Source organism: Streptomyces sp. NPDC050508 (genome assembly GCF_040655155.1).
GTDB lineage: Bacteria > Actinomycetota > Actinomycetes > Streptomycetales > Streptomycetaceae > Streptomyces.
In genome coordinates, this window is the sequence record NZ_JBFAJJ010000017.1 from 1 (window position 1) to 22,481 (window position 22,481).

Sequence of the window (22,481 nt, forward strand, 5' to 3'; positions counted from 1 at the left end):
TCGACGGCCGGGCCATGCGGGTCGGGGCCAGTTTCGGCATCGGATGGGCCCACTGCGGCGCGGTCGAGTCCCACTCCCCCACTCGGGGCCAACTAGGTTGACGCCATGGGACTCTTCGACAGGCTGACCGGAACCCGCCGCCCTCCGGCCGGCCTCGCACCGCTCCCGGCCGAGGAGGTACGGGCAGCCCTGCTCGGCCTCGACCGACCCAACGTGCCCTACGTCGTCCGCTACGGCGCCGCGGAGCAGGCCGACCTGGTGGCCGAGTGGCGGATCACGGAACCCGCCTGGCAGCGCTTGTTCGTCGAGTCCCAACTCACCCACGCCGTCCGGATCCGCATGCGACTGAACCGCCACGACCACGAGGTACGCGCGCTCGAAGAGCAGCGTGAGGTGACCCGGGTCGGGAATCCACCAACACTCCGGATCGCATCGGGATACTCACGCGGACCGGACCGGACCGTCACCCGCCAGTGGACCGTAGGACGCGGGGCCGGCGGCCACCTCGAAGCGACGGAGACGTTCCGCTTCGACGCCGCGGAGCTGCGCGACGCCCTGCGGGACGCGGTCCTCGCGTCGGGCTGGACTTGGCGTTCAGTGGTCTTCGGCGGGCTGTGAGGTTCGCACGTCATTACGCTCGCGGCTCGGACTCCTGGGCGATCCGGACTTCGGGCGACTGGCCATGTCCGGGCTGCCGGCGCTCAGCATCCGCACACGCGAGCCGAAGCCGGAGTCGGGGCCGACCGAGCAACGTCAACCGGGCCGCGACATCAAGGTGGGCCTGAAGTTCGTCCTCCAATACCCTGCCCTGCTCGCGTCGCTCTCCCTGGGCGGACTCATCCGTGTCGTGGCCCGGTCGGGCTTCCAGCAGGCCCTGACCTCGCACCGGTCCTGGGCCGGATGCGCGCGACGGCCCGGTTCGTGTCCTGGGGCGGGATTCTGCTGAGCGGCGCCTCGGGCTCGGTATTCGGCGCGGCGGTGACCCTGTGGATCGGCGCGACCGGCATGACGCTGAGCGTCCTGCCGAACATCCTGTCCCCGCTCCGCGCCCTGCGCTCGCTGCCGACGCGTGGCGAGCTCGGCCCCGTGGGCTGAGAGTTCACCCCGCCGTCAGTCCTTCTTCGCCTCGTCCCCGGCCTGCGCGGCGAGCCTGTCCACCAGTTCCTGGGCCTTGTCGACGGCGGTGTCGATCTTCTCGCTGTGCTTGCCGTCCGTCTTCTCGTCGAGGAGATCACCGGCCTTCTCCAGACCGTCGGCGATCTTGTCGCCGTGGTCCTCGGCGATCTCCTCGGCCTTGTCCTTGAGCTTCTCCAGATCCCGCAGGTTGTCGAACACGACAGGTCCCCTTGCTCCAAGTGGGCTTGTGCGGTCAGGACATGGTCGTCACGCCGGACCCCGAAGGACAAGGTGGCCCCCACGCGGATGCCCCGGCGGTCGGGGGCGCGGGGCGGGCGCGTTCGGGGCGTATTCGTCCCGGCCCACCCCACCAACCCGCGTTACCGGGGCGCGGAGTTCAGCGGCCGGGCCCACCGGGGCTGTTCTCGGCGGACCTGATCTCGTCGGCGGCGAGCCGCAGATCCCGCCAGTCGTCGACGGCGAGCCGGGCGTATCGGATCAGCCACGCGAGGTCACCCCGGGAGCAGGTCAGGATGTCCTCAACCACCTCATCGCCCGGCGTGACCTCGCCGTAGCAGTCGTGCCATGCGAACTCGACCAGTTCCAGCAGGTCGAGCGCCACCGGAGCCGCGTCCTCCCCGAACACCGCCCCGACCCTCGCCTCGCGTTGCGCCCGACGGGCCGTCCTTCCCACTGCCACAAGCCCCTCCACCTGTCGGACACGATCTCGACAGGACACACACTCGCACGGCGATCGCCCCCACCTGAAACATTTCTGTGGGCCCACCGCATCAGTACAAGTGAGGGCGGTGCCGGCAACGGTCCACCGAGCAGGGGGAATCAGGGGGAACAGGTATGAGACGACAGGGGCGTTCCGACGGGTACGCGGAGTTCGCCGCCGCACGCGCCGGGCATCTCTATCGGTCCGCCTGCCTGCTGACGGCCGGGGACACGCATCTCGCCGAGGACCTGGTGCAGGAGACCCTCGGCCGGCTGTACGTCGGCTGGGGGCGGATGTCCCGCGTCGGCAACCCGGCGGGGTACGCCCAGACCGTCCTCACCCGTACCTACCTCGCCCATCAGCGGCGCCGCAGCAGCACGGAGCGCGCCACCGACGTCCTGCCCGACCTGCCCGATCCCGGTGCCCCCGGCTCCGACACACCCCTGCGGCTGACCCTGCTCCAGGCCCTCTCCCGGCTGCCCGCCAAGGACCGGGCCGTGGTCGTCCTGCGGTACTGGGAGGACCGGTCCGTGGAGGAGACCGCCGACGTCATGCACGTCAGTTCGGCCGCCGTACGCACCCGGTGCGTCCGCGCGCTCGGCCGGCTGCGCGAACTCCTCGGCGAGAACCTCGACGAATACGCCCGCCCCTGACCGCCCCTTTCAACCCTCACGCCAACTCCCCTATGCGAAACGGTGGTTCGCCATGCCCGACGCACACTCCAGCGATGCCGTCGACCCCTTCGAGACACGGCTCGCCGCCGGCCTCCGGGACGCGGGCAACGCCTTCGAGACCGACCGGGCCGCGCTCGCCGCCACGGGCGAGCTCAAAGGACGACGGCGCCTGCTACGACGCCGGAACGCCGCCGTCATGGGCGGCGCCGCCGGTATCGCCCTCGTCGGCATCGGCGGAGCCCTGCTCCTGCCCAGCGGCAACGGCCGTACGACACAGAACTCCACGGGCTCCGCGACGACACCGGCGGCCACCTCCGCCGCCGCCCCCGCCCCCGTCTCCGGCGACGCCCTGACCCGTACGCTCGAACACCTCCTCGCCAACGGCAAGTTCGGCAAGTTCTCGAAGGTCGAGACCAGGGGCACGGACGAGGGACCGGCGCCGTACGTCCAACTCGTCTACGACGACGGCAAGGGCGCGTCGGCCATCAGCCTCGGCCTGGGCCGGATCCAGCCGGGCGGCGACGACGCGCGCCAGGTCACCACCTGCCCGGGGAAGGCGTTCACGCACTACGACGCGTGCGGCACGAGCAAGTTGGCGGACGGGTCGGTGGTCATGGTCCTTCAGGGGTACGAGTATCCGGACCGGCGCGTGGACACCAAGTGGTGGAACGCCGAACTCGTCACCCCGCAGGGCCAGCACGTCAGCGTCAGCGAGTGGAACGCCGCCGCCGAGAAGGACGCGCCGATCAGCAGGCCCCAACCACCGCTCTCAGCGGCGCAGTTGAGGAAGCTCGCCGCCTCGACCGCCTGGCGGAAGGCCATCGACGCGATTCCCCAGGACACGACGACCCCGGCCGCGCCACCGAGCGCGAGCGGGACGGCCACCGCGCTCGCGATCACCCCGACGCTCAAAGCCCTGCTGCCGAAGGGCCTCACGGTGTCCGAGAGCGGTGCCGACGACGACCCCGAGTTCGGCTATCTCGTCGTCGACGACGGCAAGGGCAGGAGCCTCGTCCAGATCAACGTCCAGCCCGACATGTCGAACGTCGAGGGCGACCTGTTCGGCTCCGGCGCGGAGGTCCTGTCCGACGGCACGAAGGTCGCCGAGCACCAGGGACCCGGCGAGAAGGGCGGCACGGGTGTCGTCATGTGGACCGTCGACACGATCCGGCCCGACGGAAGGCGTGTCGTCGTCAGCGCCTTCAACTCCGGCGCCCAGGACACCGCCGCGACCCGCAAGACCCCGGTCCTGACCATGAAGCAGCTCCGCGAGATCGCCCTGAGCCCGAAGTGGCGGTAATCCGGCCGGCCACTTTTGGCGCCCTTGACCTGACCATGCCAACACATCAACATAGGCGCCACACAGGAACACCCCACCCGCACGCCGTACTTCACGCACGTCGCACTGAAACACCCCCCAACTCCAGCAAGGAGATTTCATGCGACTTCGTATACGCGGCTCAGGCGCCCGGAGCGGCAGACGCACCGCCGCGCTCGCCGCCCTGATGGCCCTCGCCCTCGCCGCCCCCGTCGCGGAGACGGCCACGGCGGCCAGGGCCACCGCCGACAGCGCACGACAGGCATCCCCGGCCGCGGACGACATCCGCCAGTACGAGATCCACGTCGACCACAACACCCCGGTCACGCGTACGGCCATCGCGGCGGCCGGCGTCACCGTGGACGAGTCCGACGAGGAGACCGTGGTCGTCTCCGGCCGCGCCGCCCAGATCAAGCAGCTGCGCCAACAGGGCTACGAGGTCTCGCTGTTGGGCTCCGCCCCGGACCGCTCCTCGGCCGCGGACGCCGCACGGCTCCTCGACTTCCCCTCGGCCGACTCGAAGTACCACAACTACGCCGAGGCGAACACGGAGATCGACCAGCGGCTCGCGGCCTACCCGGCCATCATGAGCAAGCGGGTGATCGGCAAGTCGTACCAGGGCCGGGACATCGTCGCCATCAAGGTCAGCGACAACGTGGCCACCGACGAGAACGAACCCGAGGTCATCCTCACCTTCCACCAGCACGCCCGCGAGCACCTGACCGTCGAGATGGCGCTGTACCTGCTGCGCGAGCTGGGCGCGGGCTACGGCACCGACTCCCGCGTCACGAACATCGTGAACAACCGCGAGATCTGGATCGTGCCCGACCTCAACCCGGACGGCGGCGAGTACGACATCGCGACCGGCGCCTACCGGTCCTGGCGCAAGAACCGCCAGCCCAACTCCGGTTCCAGCAACGTCGGTACGGACCTCAACCGGAACTGGAACTACAAGTGGGGCTGCTGCGGCGGCTCTTCGGGCTCGACCTCGTCCGAGACCTACCGGGGCGCGTCCGCCGAGTCGGCGCCCGAGGTGAAGGTGGTCGCGGACTTCGTACGCAGCCGGGTCGTCGGCGGGAAGCAGCAGATCACCGCGGGGATCGACTTCCACACGTACAGCGAGCTGGTGCTGTGGCCGTTCGGGTACACGTACTCCGACACGGCGACCGGGATGACCGCCGATGACGCCGCCGCGTTCAAGGCGGTCGGGCAGAAGATGGGCGCGAGCAACGGCTACACGGCCGAGCAGTCCAGCGACCTGTACATCACGGACGGTTCGATCGACGACTACCTCTGGGGCAGTCAGAAGATCTTCGACTACACCTTCGAGATGTATCCGACGTCCAGTTCCGGGGGTGGGTTCTACCCGCCCGACGAGGTCATCGAGCGGGAGACCTCCCGGAACCGGGACGCGGTGTTCCAACTGCTGGAGAACGCGGACTGCATGTACCGGTCCATCGGCAAAGAGGCCCAGTACTGCGGCTAGTTGGTCCTTCAGCCGGTCCTTCAGCTAGTCCTTGCGGACCTCTGCCTCGGCCTCGGCGAGGACGGCCTCGTCCACCTCGTCGGGTCCGTCGGCCTCGTCCTCGTCGCCGTCGTCGAAGTAGGCGTCGAGAACCGCGTCCAACTGCGTCTCCCACTCGGTGAACCGGCTCCTGGCCGCCGCCTCGATCTCGATCGGGTACCAGCGGCGGTCAGGAGTGTGCACCGTGATGGTGAAACGCTTGCCGAAGCGCGGGGTCTCGGTCTCGACGGCGCCGATCTCGTCCCAGCGGAACTCGCACGCCTGGTCGTCCAGGCGCAGTCGTACGCCCTTCCCGTCCGCGACGATCTCCGCACGCCGGTCGGAGGCCTCGAAGACGGGGCCTTCGGACTCCGGGTCGGCGTCATCGGCCTCGGCCTCGTCGGCGTCGTCTGCCTCGGCGACGGTCTTCTCGACGTCCGCCTTCTTGACGTCCGCCTTCCCGACCGCCGACTCCGAGGAATCCTCCGACGCCTCCGGCTCCTCCGCCTCGGCCTCCGCGTCCTCGACCTCCGCGTCCTCCGGCTTCGCGTCCTCCGGTGCGTCGGAGGACACGGCGGGTGCGGTGAGCCCCGGGATGAAGGCCGGGTCGAATCCGGCACCCTTCACGGGCTCGCCCTCCAGGGGCTGGCTGCTCGAACCTATGCGCTGCTCCACAGCGGGCAGTATGGTCGACGATCCTGTGCCGCACACAGCCAGCCCCAACTTTGTTATCAGACGCCTACAAGAGGCTTACACGAACACACTGAGCACAGCGGCCACAACGAACCCCGAGACGGACAGCACCGACTCCAGCACGGTCCACGTCTTCAGCGTGTCCCGCTCACTGATCCCGAAGTACTCGGCCACCATCCAGCTGCATCCATCAGCGCGCTCCGCGCGCGGGCACCGTCATTGACGTGCGAGGCGAAGATCGAGCCCGCCGAGATGGACCCGACAGCCATCACGCACCACAGCCCCAGCGACCGTCGACAGCCGGCCACAACCCACACCGGCCGGCCGCGACGATCACCAGAACCCGGCACCTACACGAACAGACTCAGCACCGCCGCCACAGCGAACCCCGAGACGGACAGCACCGACTCCAGCACGGTCCACGTCTTCAGCGTGTCCCGCTCGCTGATCCCGAAGTACTTGGCCACCATCCAGAAGCCGCCGTCGTTGACGTGCGAGGCGAAGATCGAGCCCGCCGAGATCGCCATGATGACCAGGGCGACGAAGGCCTGGGAGTGGTGGCCCTCGGCCAGCAGCGGGGCGACGATGCCCGCCGTCGTGACGATCGCGACCGTCGCCGAGCCCTGTGCGACCCGTAGTACCAGCGAGATCAGGTACGACAGGACGAGCACCGGCAGGCCCACGTCGTGGAAGGTGTCCGAGAGGGCCTGCGCGACACCGCTCGCCTTGAGGACGGCGCCGAAGATCCCGCCCGCGCCGACGACCAGCAGGATGTTGCCGACCGGCTTGAGGGACGCGGTGGAGACGGTCTCCAGGGACTTGCGGGACCAGCCTCGACGTAGACCCAGGAGGTAGTACGCGAGGAGGAGCGCGATCGTCAGGGCCACGAACGGGCTGCCGAAGAACTCCACCACCGAGCGGCCGGTGGACGGGTCGAAGGCGATCGACGAGAAGGTGGCCGCGAGGATCAGGACGAGGGGCGTGCCGATGATCGCCAGGACCGTGCCCAGCGACACCGGCTTCTCCTGCGGTACGACACCGGACGCACGCTGTTCGTCGATGACCGCCTGCTTGGCCTCGGCCGCCGCCTCGACCATGTCCTGCGGTACGGCGACGAAGATCCGCTTGCCGATCCAGGCGGCGTAGGCCCACGCGGCGAGTACGGCGGGGATGCCGACGACGATGCCCATGAGGATGACCCAGCCGAGCTGGACGTGCAGGAGACCCGCGGCGGCGACCGGGCCGGGGTGCGGCGGCAGGAACGCGTGGGTCATCGACAGGCCCGCGAGCAGGGGCAGGCAGTAGAGCAGGATCGACTTGCCGCCGCGCTTGGCGGCGGCGTACACGATCGGCGCGAGGACGAAGATGCCGACGTCGAAGAAGACCGGGATGCCGAAGATCAGGCCGGTGAGGCCCATGGCGAGGGGGGCTCTCTTTTCGCCGAAGAGATTCAGCAGCCGGGTCGCCAACACCTCGGCGCCGCCGCTGACTTCGAGGATCGCGCCGAGCATCGTGCCCAGGCCGATGATGATCGCGACATGGCCGAGGATGCCCCCCATGCCGGACTCGATGGTGGAGACGGCGTCCGAGCGCTGGACGGTGCCGAAGAGTTCGGTGACCGAGAGTCCGGCGAGCAGGCCGACCGTTATGGAGACGGCGAGGAGGGCCACGAAGGGCTGGAGTCTGACCTTGATGATCAGGAAGAGGAGGAGCGCGATGCCGAGGGCGGCGACCGTCAACAGGCCTGCCGTGCCGTCGAGCAGGAGGAGCAGGCCTCCGGTGTGGGGTGGTGGGGTCACGGGGGCGGTGGCGGCGAGCGGATAGGACATTTGGGGGTCCTCTACGTAAGTACATCGGGCTTTCGGGCAGGGGAGATCGCGGTGCGGCACCCCGGGGGGTACCGAACCGGTTTACGGTGTGCGGGAGTTGAGGGGGCGTCAGCCCGGCCGACCGGTCAGCTCAGGACGGCCAGCGCGTCGATCTCGATGAGCAGCCCCGCGGGCAGGCCGACGTAGACCGTCGTGCGCGCGGCGGGCACCTCGGCGCGGTTCTCGAAGTACTCGTTGTAGATCGCGTTCATCTCGGCGAAGTGGTCCACGTCCGTCAGGTAGACGCGGATCATCATCGCGTCCTCCCAGCTCGCGCCGCCCTCCTCCAGGATCGCCTCGACGTTCGCGAGGGTCTGGAGGGTCTGCTCGCGCAGGGTCGGGCCGGCCGGTGTGGGCGGCCTGCCGTCCTCGGCCGGGAGGAAACCGACCTGGCCGGCGACCTGGAGGATGTTCCCCTTGCGGACGCCGTGCGAGAACTTCGCGGGCGGGGTGGTGTGGGTCTTCGGCGTGAGCGCGGTCTTCTCGGTCATGAGCTTGCTTCCTTGACGGGGGTTCGGCCGGAGTACTCCCCGGTGATGGCGTCCGCCGTACGACGGACCAGTGGGAGCAGGGTGAGGAGTTCGTCGGCGGTGACGACGACGTTGGGCGCGGAGACCGACATCGCGGCGACCACGCGTCCGTCGGCGCCCCGGATCGGTGCGGCGACGCAGTTGATGGACTCTTCGTGGCCGCCGAGGTCGGTGGCCCAGCCCTGTTCCCGCACCTTCTCCAACTCCCGCACGAAAGCAGGGGCGTTGGGGGTGGAGCGGGCCGTGTACATGGGGTATTCGAGCTTGTCGGCGAGCACCCGGCGCTCGCCCTCCGGAAGGTCGGCGAGCAGCAGCTTCGCGACGGCGGCGACCGTGATCGCGACCGGCTTGCCGATCCGCGAGTACATGCGCACCGGGTAGCGGCTCTCCACCTTGTCGATGTAGAGGACCTCGTTCTCCTCGTACACCGCGAGGTGGACGGTATGACCGCACTGCTCGTTCAGCCGTACGAGATGGGGGTGGGCGATCTCGCGGATGTCGAGGTTCTCCATCGCCTCCTGGGCGAGGGCGATGAGGCGGGCGCCGAGGCGGTAGCGCTGGTCGGACTGGCGGTAGACCAGGCCGTGCTCGTGCAGGGTGCGCAGGAGGCGCAGGGCCGTCGACTTGTGGACGTCGAGGCGCTCGGCGACCTGGCCGAGGTCGGCGGGGCCCTCGGCGAGCAGCGGCAGGATGCTGAGCGCGCGGTCGACGGTCTGACTCATGGCGTACGTACCTCCTCGTCGGCCCAGTCGGCGGCGTCGGTCCAGCCGGGGCCGAGTCGAAGTCTCCCCCACGCCCGGTCGTCCAGGGCGACCAGCCGGTCGGCGTGGTCGCGGACCGGGGGCGCGGCGAGGTCGCCGGGGACGGTGAGGGCGGCGGCGGCCGTGAGGTGGCCGTGCCGCAGCCGGTCCCGTACGGGAAGTCCCCGCAGGGTCGCGGAGAGGAACCCGGCGGCGAAGGCGTCCCCGGCGCCGACCGCGGCGACGACGTCGACGTGCGGCGCGGGCACGAAGGTGACGGCGTCCTTGTGGAAGACGGTGGCGCCGCGCCCGCCCTGCTTGACGACGAGTGTCTCGGGGTCGGGGAACGCGGCCCGTACGGCATCGGCCCCGACCAGCCCCCAGACCTCGGCGGCCTCGTCCTCGCCGACGAACACGAGGTCGGCGCCGCGCGCCAGCTCCAGCAGCACGCTCGGCCCGTCGGCCGAACCCCCAAGCGCGGGGCGGTGGTTGACGTCGAAGGAGATCAGCGGGCGGTGGGCGCGGAGCGCGGTCAGCTCACGGACCAGGCCGAGACAGTCGCCGGACAGCATCGGGGTGATCCCGGACAGGTGCAGCACCCGCCCGGCCCGTACGGCGGCCAGGTCCACGCTCCTGACGGACATGGCGGAGGCGGCGGATCCGGCCCGGTAGTAGGCCACCTCGTGCGCGTCGGTGGCCCGGTCCCCGGCGGTGCGGAAGTAGATGCCGGTCGGCCGCGCGGGATCACGTCGTACGGCGGACACGTCCACCCCGTACCCGCCGATGGTCTCGACGAGATGATCACCGAAGCCGTCCGCCCCCACCCGGCTGACCCACCGGACGGTGTGCCCGGCGGCGGCCAGCACACAGGCGACGTTCGACTCGGCGCCGCCGATGGCGCGGTCGAAGGAGGGCACATCGGCGAGGCGGCCCGGGCTGCTGGGTAGGAACGTGACCATGGACTCGCCCAGCGCTACGACGTCCACGACGTCACGGGCGGCGGTGGACTGTCCGTCGGCGGTCACGATGGTGATGGCTCCTCGTCACTGCACCGGTTGGCGGCGGCTCCGTTGACCCGGTGTTGGGCGAGATGTTAGACAGCGGTAAGCGATATACGCAATGAAGGTTGCAGAGATTGCAACGATCCAGCTCAGGGAGGCCTCATGGTCCGCGACACCGGTACCGAAGCGCTCGCCCGGCTCGCCGGGGAACGCGTCGACCACCGTTTCAAGGGCCTCCCCCCGGACGCGGACGGCGTCACCGTCGCCGAGTTGTCGGCCCAGCGCCGCAACCTCTTCACCGACGGCTTCACCACCCCCGTCCTCGCCCTCTCCGCCGAGCGCCTGGAACACAACCTCCGCCTGATGGAGACCTACGCGACCCGCCACCACCTCGCCTTCGCCCCGCACGGCAAGACCTCCATGGCCCCCCAGCTCTTCCACCGCCAACTCGCCCACGGCGCCTGGGGCATCACCCTCGCGGTCCCCCACCAGGTGCGCGTGGCAAGGGAGTTCGGCATCGACCGCATCTTCCTCGCGAACGAACTCGTCGACCCGGCAGCCCTGAAGTGGATCTCGTCCCAGCTCGACACCGACCCCGACTTCCGCTTCATCTGCTACGTCGACTCCGTGCGCGGAGTCGAGTCGATGGACGCGGCCCTGCGCGGCGCCGCCCGTCCGCTGGACGTGGTCGTCGAACTGGCCGCCGGCGAGGGCGCCCGCACCGGCGTCCGCACGGAGGCGGAGTGCGCGGCCGTCGCGGACGCGGTGGCCGACGTAGGGACACTGCGGCTGGTCGGGGTCGCCGGGTACGAGGGCGAGGTGCCGCAGGCCGACCCGGAGCGGGTGCACGCGTGGCTGCGGCGGCTGGTCTCGCTGGCCGTGGAGTTCGACAAGGGCGGGCGTTTTCAGGGAGTTGACGAGATCGTCGTCAGCGCGGGCGGCAGCGCCTGGTTCGACGCGGTGGCCGACGTCTTCGCCGAACTGCCCGAACTCTCGCTCCCCGCACTGAAGTTGCTGCGCTCGGGCGCCTACGTCTCGCACGACGACGGCCACTACCGCGAGATCACCCCCTTCACCCGCGTCCCCGAGGAAGGCGCCCTGGAGCCCGCGTTCCGGCTCTGGGCGCAGGTCGTCTCCCGCCCCTCACCCGAGCAGGCCTTCGCCAACGCGGGCAAGCGGGACGCGGCCTACGACCTGGACCTCCCCTTCGCCCAGGTCGTCCGCCGGGACGGCACCGAGCGCCCGGCGACCGGTGTCGAGGTCAGCGGACTGTCCGACCAGCACGCCTGGCTGCGAACAGCCCCGGACGCGGACCTTGAGGTGGGTGACTGGATCGGGATGGGGCTGTCCCACCCCTGCACGTCCTTCGACAAGTGGCAGTTGATCCCGGTGGCAGAGGCGGACGGGACGGTCGTCGACTACATCCGCACGTTCTTCTAGGAGGCACCGGCATGGAGGAACTCGTCATCCGGGACGCGGACGTCGTCGACGGAAGCGGTGGACCGTCGTACCGCGCCGATGTGGTCGTCGACGGCGGCAGGATCGTCTCGATCGTCCAGGAGGCCGCGGCGGCAGGCTGTCAACGCCCCAAGGCGCGCCGGGAGTTGGACGCCGAGGGGCTGGTCCTCTCCCCCGGCTTCATCGACATGCACGCCCACAGCGACCTGGCCCTGCTCCGCGACCCGGACCACAGCGCCAAGGCGGCGCAGGGGGTGACCCTCGAAGTCATCGGCCAGGACGGGCTGTCGTACGCCCCCGTCGACGACCGCACACTCGTGGAGGTACGGTCGACGATCACCGGGTGGAACGGATACGGCGACGACATCGACTTCAATTGGCGGTCGGTGGGCGAGTACTTGGACCGACTGGACTCCGCTTTCGACGGCCATGGCATCGCGGTCAACGCGGCCTACCTGATCCCGCAGGGCACGGTCCGCATGCTCGCCGTCGGCTGGGACGACCGGGAGGCGACACCCCAGGAGCTGGACCGGATGCGGCAGTTGGTCGCCGAGGGCATGGAGCAGGGCGCGGTCGGCATGTCGTCCGGGCTCACCTACACCCCCGGCATGTACGCCAAGGACGCCGAACTCACCGAACTCTGCCGGGTGGTGGCGTCGTACGACGGCTACTACTGCCCGCACCACCGCTCGTACGGCGCGGGCGCACTGGAGGCCTACGCGGAGATGGTCGAGCTGAGCCGCGAGGCGGGCTGCTCGCTCCATCTGGCCCACGCCACCATGAACTTCGGCGTGAACGAGGGCCGGGCACCGGAGCTGCTGACCCTCCTGGACGAGGCCCTGGCGACCGGCGCGGACATCAGCCTGGACACCTACCCCTACACCCCGGGCTGCACAACTCTCGTGGCGATGCTGCCGAGTTGGGCGAGCGAGGGCGGTCCGGAGAAGATCCTCGAACGGCTCGCGGACGACGGGACGGCCGAGCGGATCCGCCACCACCTGGAGGTGGTCGGCTCGGACGGCTGCCACGGGGTGCCGATGGAGTGGGACACGATCGAGATCTCGGGAGTCGAGAATCCCGCGCTGGCGGACCACGTCGGCCGTCGCCTCGACAGCTGGGCCACGGCCCGCCGTCTCCTCCTGGCCGACCGGCTCGCCCCGTCGATCCTCCAGCACGTGGGCCACGAGGAGAACGTCCGGCAGATCATGCGGCACCGCGTCCACACGGGCGGCTCCGACGGCATCCTCCAGGGCGCCAAGCCGCATCCACGGGCGTACGGCACGTTCCCGCAGTATCTGGGGCGGTATACAAGGGAGTTGGGCGTGCTGTCACTGGAGGAGTGCGTGGCCCATCTGACGTCCCGCCCGGCGGCGCGCCTGCGCCTGCCGGACCGAGGCCTGGTCAAGGAGGGCTACCGCGCGGACCTCGTCCTCTTCAACCCGCAGACGGTGGCGGCGGGTTCGACGTTCGAGGAGCCGCGAACGCTCCCGAAGGGCATCCCCCACGTCCTGATCGACGGCCGCTTCGTGATCGAGGACGGCCGGCGGACGGACGTGCTGGCGGGGCGGTCGGTCCGTCGCAGTCCCGTGCGACGGAACGCCAACTCCCGCTCCTGACCTATGACTTGGGCGAGACCCCTTGACCTACGGCTTGGGCAGCGTGCAGGCGGAGGCGCTCAGGCTGAGCACGTTCGCCGCGGTGAAGCAGGCCGGGATGTTGTAGGTCTCCTCGGCGTAGTTGATGCCCTCGCGGACGGTCACCTTGCCGTTCTCGTCGACCTCGCACGGGTTGTTCTCCGTGCAGGTCTCGCCGTCCTCGTTGCCCGTGTTGTTGACGGCGACGACCTGGCCGGTGCTGGTGTCGATGACCGGGGAGCCGGAGGTGCCGCCGATGGTGTTGCAGGCGGAGGTGTAGCGGACCGAGTCCTTCCAGGTCCAGTCGCCCTCCTTGAGGCGGTACACGAACCCGTCGATGCTGCAGCTGTAGATCGTCTTCCAGTAGCCGGAGACGACCTTGATGGCCGTACCGGCCGTCGGGTGCGTGGCGCTCACGGTGAGCGGGCTGATGCCGTACGCGCTCTTGATCGCGGCGTACGTGGTGGTGGTGCGGTAGATCGTCACGTCCGTGTCGGTCATCGTCGAGTAGAGGACCTGGTTGGCGCGGAGCGTGGCGACCTTGGTGCCGGCCGAGTTGAGCAGGCCGAAGGTACGGCTGGAGGACTGGCCGGTGATGACCTCGCCGGCGGCCGGGAAGCCGGTCTCCAGGCAGTGGCCGTTGGTCATGACCAGTGCGGGGGCGGTGTCGGTCGAGTTCGGGAAGCGGACGACCGAGCCGGAGCAGTTGCTGAGCGAGACGGTGCCGGCGAAGTCGACGGTCACCGCGGCGGCCTTCGGCGCCACCTGGGGGGCGGCGACCGCGGGTGCCACGCCCGCCCCGGCTATGGCCAGGGTGGAGAGCGCGGCAAGGAGAGGCTTGTTCATGTGGGGGTCCCCTCTTACAGACGCGAGCGACCGGAGATCTTCCGGCCGCCCTCACGTCATTGTCATGCACATTCTCACGACAAGAGGGGGTCGCCGCAAGAAGCCCACGTGGCGGAAAACACGGCGCGAGAGCCGTTACCGGGCCGTAAGCTCACCGACATGCAGGTGATCCAGTCGACCAAGCTCTCCAACGTCTGTTACGAGATCCGCGGCCCGGTTCTCGAAGAGGCGATGCGTCTGGAGGCGGCAGGCCACCGCATCCTGAAGCTCAACACGGGCAACCCGGCGGCCTTCGGGTTCGAGTGCCCGCCCGAGATCCTGGAGGACATCCTCCGGAACGTGTCGTCGGCACACGGGTACGGCGACGCGAAGGGCCTGCTGGCCGCCCGCCGCGCGGTCGTCATGCACAACCAGACCCTCGGCATCGAGACGGACGTGGAACACGTCTTCATCGGCAACGGCGTCTCCGAGCTGATCGTCATGGCGATGCAGGGACTCCTCGACGACGGCGACGAGGTCCTCGTACCGTCCCCGGACTACCCCCTGTGGACCGCCGCCGTCTCGCTCTCCGGCGGCACCGCCGTCCACTACCGCTGCGACGAGCAGTCCGACTGGATGCCCGACCTCGCCGACGTGGAGCGCAAGGTCACCGACCGCACCAAGGCGCTCGTCATCATCAACCCGAACAACCCGACCGGAGCCGTGTACGACGAGGAGATGCTGCGCGGGCTGACCGACATCGCCCGCCGCCACAACCTCCTCGTCTGCTCCGACGAGATCTACGACAAGATCCTCTACGACGGCGCCACGCACACCGCGACCTCGAAGATCGCCCCGGATCTGCTCACTCTCACCTTCAACGGCATGTCGAAGGCGTACCGGGTGGCCGGTTACCGGGTGGGCTGGATGTCGATCTCCGGTCCGCGCGCGCACGCCGACTCCTACATCGAGGGTCTGACGATCCTCGCCAACATGCGGCTGTGCGCCAACATGCCCGGCCAGCACGGGGTGGTCGCCGCGCTCAGCGGCCGGCAGACCATCAACGACCTGGTGCTTCCGGGCGGACGGCTGAAGGAGCAGCGGGACGTCGCGTACGACCTGCTGACCCAGATCCCCGGCGTGACCTGCGTGAAGCCGAAGGGGGCGCTGTATCTGTTCCCGCGGCTGGACCCGCAGGTCTTCAAGGTCAAGGACGACCGGCAGATGGTCCTCGACCTGCTGCGCCGCGAGAAGATCATGGTCGTCCACGGCACCGGCTTCAACTGGTCCGAGCCCGACCACTTCCGGGTCGTCACACTGCCGTCGGTCGGGGATCTACGAGACGCGGTGACCCGGATCGGGAACTTCCTGGACGGGTACAGCCAGCCGTAAACCTCGTGGACCGGGTTTCTTCCGGCCAATATTTCGGCCAGCATAACTTTAGACGAGATCTAAGCTAGGATGGTTTCCTGTCTGAGCACAGGAGACCATGCCATGTACGAACCGATCCGCACGAAGTCGGTCCACAGCACGGTGGCCCGCCCTTCCTCCGACTTCCCTCATCGGTCGCGTGAGGAGGAACTGGATATTCAGCTTGCGGGGCATCTCGCCGCGCTGCTCGCGGTGACGGACGAACTGCGGGCGTTGGCGCCGTCGGACGAGCTGGATGTCGCTGCCGAGCGGCTTGCCGCGCAGCTGAGCCGGTTGCGCGGTGGCGCCTCGCCCAGCCGGGCGGCTGCGGCCTCTTCTACGGCGCGTTTGGATGCCCTGCATTTGAGGGCTCATGCGCTGGCCGGGCGGGCGTTGGTTGTTGCGGCGTCCCGGGCGGATACGGCTGCGGCGATTTTGTCGGCCGAGCGGATGGATGCGCATGCGGTGACTGCGGTCGCCTGAGCTGCCTCGCCCCTGAAAAAGCAGCCGTGTTGATCCGGGACCCCTCCGACACCTCCCGTTCATCCCTTTCCTCGGGGAATGTTGGGTTCCGCGAGCACGCTGCCCCTCGTGAGACGTATCGCAGGAATCGTCCTCGCGGTGTTGCTGATCGGCGGCGTGGTGGCAGCCGTCGTGGCGGGCCGGGACAACGGGGACAAGAGCACGGCAACGAAGACCGTGCGTGGCGTGATCGGTTCGGAGAAGGCGGACTTCTTCGCCGATCCCGACGTGGTGAAGGCCCTCGCCGCCAAGGGCTTCACCGTGAAGACGGAGACCTCCGGGTCCTGGGCCATGGAAGGGCTCAACCTCAAGGGGTACGACTTCGCCTTCCCCTCCAGCCAGGCCCCGGCCGACGCCCTCGCCGCCAAGTACAAGGCGCAGCAGCCACTGCCTCGGCCCTTCTACTCGCCGCTCGTCGTCGTGGCCCACCGCAGCGCCGCCCAGGTCCTCTCGGACAACGGGCTCGCCACTCTGGACACGAGCAAGGACCGCGGCACGTTGAAGATGGCCGCCTATCTCGACGCGGCCAAGCGGGACCTCACCTGGCAGCAGCTCAAAGGGGCTGACAAACATGGGGAGTTGACCGGCACCCTCTACATCGCGACCACCGACCCCGAGACCTCCAACTCGGGGGCCTTGTACCTCGCCGCCGCTTCCTACGTCGCCAACGGCGGGCGGGTGGCGGCCAGTAGCGCCGATGTCGACCGCACCGCGCCCCTGATGCACAAGCTGATCAGCGTGCAGGGTGCCCAACAGTCCAGCTCGGACGCGCCGTTCAGGGACTTCATCAGCGGCGCCGGCAATCCGCTGGTCCTCGTGTACGAGTCGCAGGTCGCCTCACTGCTCCTCGACAAGCAGCCGGTCGGCGACCTCGTCGTGCTCTACCCGGACACCACGGCCAACAGCGACCACACCGTCGTCCCGCTCACTCCCGAGGGCCGCGAGCTCGGTCAACTCCTCAGCAGCGACCCGACGTTGCGGAAACTCGCCGTCCGGCACGGGTTCCGGCCGCAGGGCGACACCGCCGAGTTCGTCGCGGCCACCGCCGCCCACTCCAGCTACCTCAACCAGACGCTGACCGGCGTCCGGCAGGCGCCCGTGCCCACCTCGAAGGTGCTGCACGACATGGCGCGCCGGGCGCGCGGTTGAACGGGGGGACCACATGAGCAGCAGCTTCAACATCAGCCAGAACAGCAGTGAGCACACTCTCAGCGGTGACGACGTCTTCACTCTCACTCCGCCGGAGGCCGTGAAGCCCGTGCCGAAGGAGAAGGCCGGCGGACTCGTGCCCGTCGATGACTCCGTCCGTACGGACATGGCTCAGAAGGCCGCCGCCTACGTCGAAGGGCTCGCCTCCCTCGACGCCCGCTCGCCCGAGTTCGCGGGCAAGGTCGGCGAGATCACCGCGCTCGGCGCCGGTGAGATGCGCACCGCGACCGCGCAGTCCAACCGCATGCTGGAGCGGACCGTGCGGAGCCTGCCGTCGAAGGGCGGGGACGCGCAGTCGCAGGTGGCAGGCTCGCTCGTCGAACTGCGGCGTGTGGTCGAGGACTTGGACCCGCGTGACCTGCCCGCCTCCAAGGGGCGCAAGTTCCTGTCCCGACTGCCCGGCGGCAACAAACTGCGCGACCACGTCGCCAAGTACGCCTCCGCGCAAGGCACGTTGAACAAGATCGTGGGCTCCTTGCGCGGCGGCCAGGACGAACTCCGGCGTGACAACGCGGCGTTGCAGACCGAGCGGGTCCGCCTCTGGGAGACCATGGGCAAGCTCCAGGAGTACGTGGTCCTCACCCAGGCCCTCGACACGGCCGTCGAGCAGCACATCACCGGCGTCGAGGCCGGCGATCCGGGCCAGGCCGACACTCTGCGCGCGGACGTCCTCTTCCCGGTCCGGCAGAAGCACCAGGACCTGCTGACCCAGCTCGCGGTGTGCGCGCAGGGCTACTTGGCGATGGATGTCGTACGGCGCAACAACGACGAGCTGATCAAGGGCGTCGACCGGGCGGCCACGACCACCGTCTCCGCCCTCCGGATCTCCGTCATGCTCGCCTCCGCGCTCGACAACCAGCGCAAGGTCGTAGACCAGGTCAACGCCCTGCGCGGCACCACCGAGGACCTCATCCGGGGCAACGCCGAGATGCTCTCCACGCAGAGCGGCGAGATCCAGCGCATCGCGGCCGACCCGGCGGTGGGCGCGGAGACGCTGCGTACGGCCTTCCAGCAGATCTACCGCACGCTCGACGCGATCGACACCTACAAGGTCCAGGCGACCGAGGTGATGGCGGCGACCGTGGAGTCCCTGACGTCCGAACTCCAGCACGCCAGCACGTACTTGGAGCGGAGCCGGTCGCAGAGCGCCCTGGAAGGCGGTCTCGGATGAGACGTCTCCTCGCGCTCGCCCTCGGCACGGCCGCGCTGCTCACCGCGTGCACGTCGGCACACGACACGAAGGCCGATACCGACAACGCCCCCAAGCCCGGCACCCTCCGCGTCCTCGCCTCCAGCGAACTCAGCGACATGACCCCGGTGTTCGACCAGGTCCGCAAGGACACCGGCATCACGATCCGCCCCACCTACATGGGCACCCTCGACGCGGTGGACCTGCTGGCGAAGGGCAAGGTCGACGGGCAGTACGACGCGTTGTGGCTGTCGTCGAACGACTATCTGCGGCTACGGCCCGACGCGGCGAAGAAGGTCGTGTCCGAGACCCCGATCATGTCGAGCCCGGTCGCGATCGGTGTGAAGACGGCCACCGTCACGGCACTGGGCTGGACGCCCGACAAGGTGACCTGGTCGCAGATCGAACAGGCCGTCCAGGACGGCAGGTTGACCTACGGCATGACGGACCCCGCCCGCTCCAACTCCGGTTTCTCGACCCTCATCTCGGTCGCCTCCGCCCTCTCCGGCGCCCAGTCGGCGCTCACCGACGCGGACGTCACCAAGGCGACTCCCCGGCTGAAGGCGTTCTTCAAGGGGCAGAAGCTGACCTCGGGTTCCTCGGGCTGGCTGGCGACCGCCTACCAACGCCGGGGAAACGTGGACGCGTTGCTCAACTACGAGTCCGTCCTCAAGGGCATCCCGGGCCTGACGGTGATCCGCCCGAGCGACGGAGTCGTCACCGCCGACTACCCGTTGACGTCCCTCGCCTCGACGGACGCCACGACCCGCGAGAACGTCCGGCGCGTGACGGCCGACCTGCGCACGGACGCCCTCCAGCGGCTCATCACCACCCGCACGCATCGTCGCCCGGTCGTCCCCTCCGTAGCGCCCGCGTCCGGCCTGGACACCAGCCGACGGCGTGAACTCCCCTTCCCCGGCAGCCAGTCCGTCGCCGACGGGCTCCTCGACTCGTACGAGAACAAGCTGCGTCGGCCGTCGCGGACCGTGTACGTCCTCGACACCTCGGGCTCCATGGACGGCGACCGGCTGTCCCGGCTGAAGAAGGCCCTCACCGCTCTGACCGGCGACTTCCGGCAGCGCGAGGAGGTCACGCTGATGCCGTTCGGGTCGGCCGTGAAGAGTGTGAGGACTCATGCGGTGAGCCCGAGTGATCCGCAGGCCGGGCTCGATGCCATCCGCGCGGACACCAAGGCACTCAGCGCAGCCGGCAACACCGCGATCTACACCTCGCTGGAGAAGGCGTACGAGCATCTCGGCACCGGTGGCGACACGTTCACGTCGATCGTGCTGATGACCGACGGCGAGAACACAACGGGCGCCAAAGCGAAGGACTTCGACGGCTTCTACCGACAACTCCCGTCCCCGCAGCGGGAGATACCCGTCTTCCCCATCCTCTTCGGCGACTCGGACAAAGCGGAGCTCCAGCACATCGCCGATCTGACCGGCGGCCGGCTCTTCGACGCCCAACAGGGCTCGCTGGACGGCGCCTTCGAGGAGATCCGTGGCTACCAGTAGGTTCCTGGGCTATCTGGAGTCCCGCAAGAATCTCACCGGCAGCGCGTGCGGACTGGTCGGGCTGGTGCTGACGTTCGTGGGGGTGGCGGGGCCGTACTGGCCGGTCGTGGTCGTGGGGCTGTACGGCGCGGGTGCGCTGATCGCCCCGCCGGAGCGGCCGGCGCTGCCCGACTTCCAGGACCCGTCGGCCCAACTGGAGGAACTGCGGGACGACTTCGAGAGGCTCGGCGGCTATCTCACCGGCGTCGAGCTGCCGCCCGCCGCCGCGGGCCGCCTCACCGAGCTGACCCAGCTCCTCGCCGGGCTTCTCGATCCGCAGGTCACGCACGATCTCGCCCAGGATCCGGAGGGCGTGCACATCCTGTCGCGGGCGATCCGGCAGGACGTACCGGAAGCGGTCGACACGTTCGTACGGACGCGGTGGTGGACCCGGTTGGCACCCGGCACCGAGCCGCCTGAGCGGCATCTGGAACGGCAGTTGACGGTGCTTCAGCAGGAGGCGCAGGGGCTGGCGGCGAACCTGCGGGAGGTGGAGGCGCGGCGGCAGGAGTCGCACACGCGGTATCTGGAGGACCGGGGGCGTTCTCAGAACGGCTGAGCGCTCTCAGAGAAGCCGAAGCAGGACGATCAGCAGGACGAGCGCGAACACCACGCCCATCACCTTCAGGGGGCCGAACCGGCTGCCCTGCGTGTCCCCCGGCGGTGGCGGTACCGGCATCGTCGGTCGCACCGGCAGGTTGAAGACGTCGTGTCCCGTCACCGCGGCCCGCGTGCACCACGGGCAGGTCGGGAGATGGGAGCCGTAGGTGTGCAGGGGGCGGGCGGGGCAGATCTGGACCCGAGAGCGTTCCTGGTCGAGGGCGCGTAGCCAGACCTCCGCGGTGGGGCGGGCGGCGGGGGCGTGGACGCCGGCGCCGAAGGCGGTGTGGGCCAGGGTGAGGAGGCCGGGCGGGAGGACCGAGGGGTCGACCGTGCCGCGCGGGATGACGACGGCCTCGGGGCGGACGACGTAGGAGACGCTGGCGGCGATGTTGTCCTTGACGGTGGACTCGGGGGTGCTGTCGTGCGGGACGCCGCCGAAGGGGTGGTTGCCGGCCGTGAGGAGCTGGTAGATCAGCACCGCCAGCGCGAAGTTGTCGCTCTCTTCGGTGGCCGCGGCGCCCGACTGGCGTTCCGGTGAGGAGTAGTCGGTGGTGTGCATCAGGCACGGGAAGTACTCGCCGGTGACCGGGTCGGTGAAGGCGATGGAGTCGCAGTCGAGGAACGTGACGAAGCCGTTGGCGTCGACGACGACGTTGCTGCTGGAGAAGTCGCCGATGACGAGGTTGTCGTAGTGCATGCGTGCCGTCATGAAGGCGAGGTTCCAGGCGACGCCGAGCAGGAAGCGCCAGTCCGCGCGGTCGCCGAAGAGGCGCAGGCGCTGGGCGCGGGTGAACAGGCCCACCAGTTGGACGTGTTGGGGTTCGCCGAAGCGGCGCATGGCGTAGCCGAGGAGCTCGCCCTCGGGGCTGCGGGCCATGGCGGTGGGCCAGGCGAGTTCGGGGGGTTGGTTGGCGTCGGTGGGGCGGGCCGTCAGCGGGGACATCGTGAGCATGCGGGCGAGGCGGCGCTCCAAGTCCGGGCCCGGGCGGTCTCGGTAGAGCTTGACGACGATCGTGTCGTCGCCCTCGACGGGGAAGACGGCGGCCTGTCCGCCGCCCTTGAGCGGGAGTTCGGCGAGGGTGACGGGCTTGCCGTCCAGGTGAACCGTGCGGCCGGTCACGGTGCCACCGCGCGCACGGCCCGCAGCAGGGTCTTGTCGTCGGCGTTGAGGCTGGTCAGCCGGTCAGATCGGAGGAGCGCGGCGAGGCTTTCGTGCGCGCTGTCGGTGACCGGTCCGGGGGTGTCGAGGGAGCGGAACACGGCTTCCACGAATGAGGTGTTGGGCTGCGGCGGGCCGCCGCCGGAGAGGGACAGGGCGGCCTGCGCGAGGCCGTCGGTGGACAGCAGGACGCCGTCCACGCGCGGGTCCGCCACGCAGTCGGTGCGCAGTCGGCGGGGTGCGTCGGGCGAGGTGAGGAAGACGGTCTCGTTGCTGTACTCGCTGACGGCGGGCGGCTGCGGAAGGAGGTGGAACTGCCGTTCCCCGTCCTCCGTTCCGGCACGTACGACGACGAAGCCGTCGCCGACGCTGAGATGGCCGAGCCAACCGGGGGTAAGGACCACGACGGTGAGAGTGGTCGCGTAGTCGGGGGCCGTACTGCCGTAGGTGTCCAGGAAGATCTTGCTGACGTCGTCGAAGGCCTCGGCGAGCAGCTCGTGGACCTCCTCGCCCGGCGGGCAGCCGGACGCGGCGGCGGCCCGGCGCCGGAAGTGCTCGGCTGCCAACTCTACGGCGTGCAGAGCCCCTTGGTCGGAGTGCGGGCGGCTGCCCGCGCCGTCCGCGACGGCGAGGACGGACACGGACGCGGAGGCCGTGTAGGTGCAGGCGTCCTGGCAGGGGGTGCCGGTACGGCGGTGCCGGTAGCCCTCGACGCTCAGGCCGTGGATGCGCCAGGGCGATTCGGCCACCG

At 69.6% G+C, this 22,481-nt stretch carries 23 protein-coding genes and 1 pseudogene; 13 read left to right on the forward strand and 11 right to left on the reverse strand.

Annotated elements, in window-relative coordinates:
* Window positions 1–105: 105 nt before the first annotated feature.
* Together AB0I69_RS37165 and AB0I69_RS37170 are read left to right on the forward strand one after the other, a co-directional pair.
* Complete coding sequence (locus tag AB0I69_RS37165; RefSeq protein ID WP_363100158.1) at window positions 106–618, forward strand: hypothetical protein; 513 nt, start codon at window positions 106–108, stop codon at window positions 616–618.
* A gap of 282 nt (window positions 619–900) precedes the next feature.
* A complete protein-coding gene (locus tag AB0I69_RS37170) occupies window positions 901–1,095 on the forward strand; it encodes a hypothetical protein (RefSeq protein WP_363100159.1) in 195 nt (64 codons plus the stop codon).
* Window positions 1,096–1,110: 15 nt separating this feature from the next.
* Here AB0I69_RS37170 and AB0I69_RS37175 read toward each other — a convergent pair whose 3' ends face one another.
* Both AB0I69_RS37175 and AB0I69_RS37180 read right to left on the reverse strand, forming a co-directional pair.
* Entirely contained in the window at window positions 1,111–1,335 is a 225-nt protein-coding gene (locus tag AB0I69_RS37175) for an antitoxin (RefSeq protein ID WP_363100160.1), read from the reverse strand.
* Window positions 1,336–1,513: 178 nt separating this feature from the next.
* Complete coding sequence (locus tag AB0I69_RS37180; protein ID WP_363100161.1) at window positions 1,514–1,816, reverse strand: hypothetical protein; 303 nt, start codon at window positions 1,814–1,816, stop codon at window positions 1,514–1,516.
* Window positions 1,817–1,971: 155 nt separating this feature from the next.
* On the opposite strand from AB0I69_RS37180, the gene AB0I69_RS37185 reads away from it, so the two are divergent.
* From AB0I69_RS37185 to AB0I69_RS37195, 3 genes are all read left to right on the forward strand, one after another.
* Window positions 1,972–2,490: a SigE family RNA polymerase sigma factor gene (locus AB0I69_RS37185; RefSeq protein ID WP_363100162.1), complete on the forward strand. Its 519-nt coding sequence runs from the start codon at window positions 1,972–1,974 to the stop codon at window positions 2,488–2,490.
* Window positions 2,491–2,542: 52 nt separating this feature from the next.
* Complete coding sequence (locus AB0I69_RS37190) at window positions 2,543–3,811, forward strand: hypothetical protein (RefSeq protein ID WP_363100163.1); 1,269 nt, start codon at window positions 2,543–2,545, stop codon at window positions 3,809–3,811.
* Window positions 3,812–3,950: 139 nt separating this feature from the next.
* The gene (locus AB0I69_RS37195) at window positions 3,951–5,315 is read left to right on the forward strand and encodes a M14 family metallopeptidase (protein ID WP_363100164.1); all 1,365 of its coding nucleotides are present in this window, start codon (window positions 3,951–3,953) and stop codon (window positions 5,313–5,315) included.
* 24 nt (window positions 5,316–5,339) lie between these two features.
* On the opposite strand, the gene AB0I69_RS37200 is transcribed toward AB0I69_RS37195, so the two are convergent.
* The 6 genes and pseudogenes from AB0I69_RS37200 to AB0I69_RS37225 form a co-directional block, all read right to left on the reverse strand.
* A complete protein-coding gene (locus tag AB0I69_RS37200) occupies window positions 5,340–6,008 on the reverse strand; it encodes a hypothetical protein (protein ID WP_363100165.1) in 669 nt (222 codons plus the stop codon).
* Window positions 6,009–6,083: 75 nt separating this feature from the next.
* Window positions 6,084–6,295, reverse strand: a pseudogene (locus AB0I69_RS37205) (hypothetical protein); the annotation flags it as partial.
* Window positions 6,296–6,376: 81 nt separating this feature from the next.
* On the reverse strand, window positions 6,377–7,855 hold the full coding sequence (locus AB0I69_RS37210; protein WP_363100166.1) for a gluconate:H+ symporter: 1,479 nt from the start codon (window positions 7,853–7,855) through the stop codon (window positions 6,377–6,379).
* 125 nt (window positions 7,856–7,980) lie between these two features.
* Window positions 7,981–8,385 (reverse strand): RidA family protein, encoded by a 405-nt coding sequence (locus AB0I69_RS37215; protein ID WP_363100167.1) that lies wholly within the window; start codon window positions 8,383–8,385, stop codon window positions 7,981–7,983.
* Complete coding sequence (locus AB0I69_RS37220) at window positions 8,382–9,146, reverse strand: IclR family transcriptional regulator (RefSeq protein ID WP_363100168.1); 765 nt, start codon at window positions 9,144–9,146, stop codon at window positions 8,382–8,384. Before AB0I69_RS37220 ends, AB0I69_RS37215 begins: the two co-directional genes overlap by 4 nt.
* On the reverse strand, window positions 9,143–10,189 hold the full coding sequence (locus tag AB0I69_RS37225) for a sugar kinase (protein WP_363100169.1): 1,047 nt from the start codon (window positions 10,187–10,189) through the stop codon (window positions 9,143–9,145). Before AB0I69_RS37225 ends, AB0I69_RS37220 begins: the two co-directional genes overlap by 4 nt.
* A 138-nt stretch (window positions 10,190–10,327) precedes the next feature.
* On the opposite strand from AB0I69_RS37225, the gene AB0I69_RS37230 reads away from it, so the two are divergent.
* Together AB0I69_RS37230 and AB0I69_RS37235 are read left to right on the forward strand one after the other, a co-directional pair.
* Window positions 10,328–11,605, forward strand: a complete 1,278-nt coding sequence (locus AB0I69_RS37230; RefSeq protein WP_363100170.1) for an amino acid deaminase — start codon at window positions 10,328–10,330, stop codon at window positions 11,603–11,605.
* A gap of 11 nt (window positions 11,606–11,616) precedes the next feature.
* Window positions 11,617–13,239 (forward strand): D-aminoacylase, encoded by a 1,623-nt coding sequence (locus AB0I69_RS37235; RefSeq protein WP_363100171.1) that lies wholly within the window; start codon window positions 11,617–11,619, stop codon window positions 13,237–13,239.
* Window positions 13,240–13,266: 27 nt separating this feature from the next.
* On the opposite strand, the gene AB0I69_RS37240 is transcribed toward AB0I69_RS37235, so the two are convergent.
* Window positions 13,267–14,103: a serine protease gene (locus tag AB0I69_RS37240; RefSeq protein WP_363100172.1), complete on the reverse strand. Its 837-nt coding sequence runs from the start codon at window positions 14,101–14,103 to the stop codon at window positions 13,267–13,269.
* 159 nt (window positions 14,104–14,262) lie between these two features.
* Between AB0I69_RS37240 and AB0I69_RS37245 the strand changes: the two genes are divergently transcribed.
* From AB0I69_RS37245 to AB0I69_RS37270, 6 genes are all read left to right on the forward strand, one after another.
* The gene (locus AB0I69_RS37245) at window positions 14,263–15,474 is read left to right on the forward strand and encodes a pyridoxal phosphate-dependent aminotransferase (RefSeq protein ID WP_363100173.1); all 1,212 of its coding nucleotides are present in this window, start codon (window positions 14,263–14,265) and stop codon (window positions 15,472–15,474) included.
* A 102-nt stretch (window positions 15,475–15,576) separates the two neighbouring features.
* Window positions 15,577–15,975, forward strand: a complete 399-nt coding sequence (locus AB0I69_RS37250; protein ID WP_363100174.1) for a hypothetical protein — start codon at window positions 15,577–15,579, stop codon at window positions 15,973–15,975.
* 108 nt (window positions 15,976–16,083) lie between these two features.
* Window positions 16,084–17,163 carry a substrate-binding domain-containing protein gene (locus AB0I69_RS37255; protein WP_363100175.1) on the forward strand — a complete coding sequence of 360 codons (1,080 nt, stop codon included), beginning with the start codon at window positions 16,084–16,086 and terminating at the stop codon, window positions 17,161–17,163.
* A 13-nt stretch (window positions 17,164–17,176) separates the two neighbouring features.
* The gene (locus AB0I69_RS37260) at window positions 17,177–18,394 is read left to right on the forward strand and encodes a toxic anion resistance protein (RefSeq protein WP_363100176.1); all 1,218 of its coding nucleotides are present in this window, start codon (window positions 17,177–17,179) and stop codon (window positions 18,392–18,394) included.
* Window positions 18,391–19,929, forward strand: coding sequence for a VWA domain-containing protein (locus AB0I69_RS37265; RefSeq protein WP_363100177.1), 1,539 nt, complete (start codon window positions 18,391–18,393; stop codon window positions 19,927–19,929). The genes AB0I69_RS37260 and AB0I69_RS37265 overlap by 4 nt, the downstream gene beginning before the upstream one ends.
* The gene (locus tag AB0I69_RS37270; RefSeq protein ID WP_363100178.1) at window positions 19,916–20,527 is read left to right on the forward strand and encodes a hypothetical protein; all 612 of its coding nucleotides are present in this window, start codon (window positions 19,916–19,918) and stop codon (window positions 20,525–20,527) included. Before AB0I69_RS37265 ends, AB0I69_RS37270 begins: the two co-directional genes overlap by 14 nt.
* Window positions 20,528–20,533: 6 nt before the next feature.
* Here the strand turns inward: AB0I69_RS37270 and AB0I69_RS37275 are convergent, their stop codons facing one another.
* A complete protein-coding gene (locus tag AB0I69_RS37275; RefSeq protein WP_363100179.1) occupies window positions 20,534–21,691 on the reverse strand; it encodes a hypothetical protein in 1,158 nt (385 codons plus the stop codon).
* Entirely contained in the window at window positions 21,688–22,479 is a 792-nt protein-coding gene (locus tag AB0I69_RS37280) for a PP2C family serine/threonine-protein phosphatase (protein ID WP_363100180.1), read from the reverse strand. The genes AB0I69_RS37275 and AB0I69_RS37280 overlap by 4 nt, the downstream gene beginning before the upstream one ends.
* Window positions 22,480–22,481: the final 2 nt, after the last annotated feature.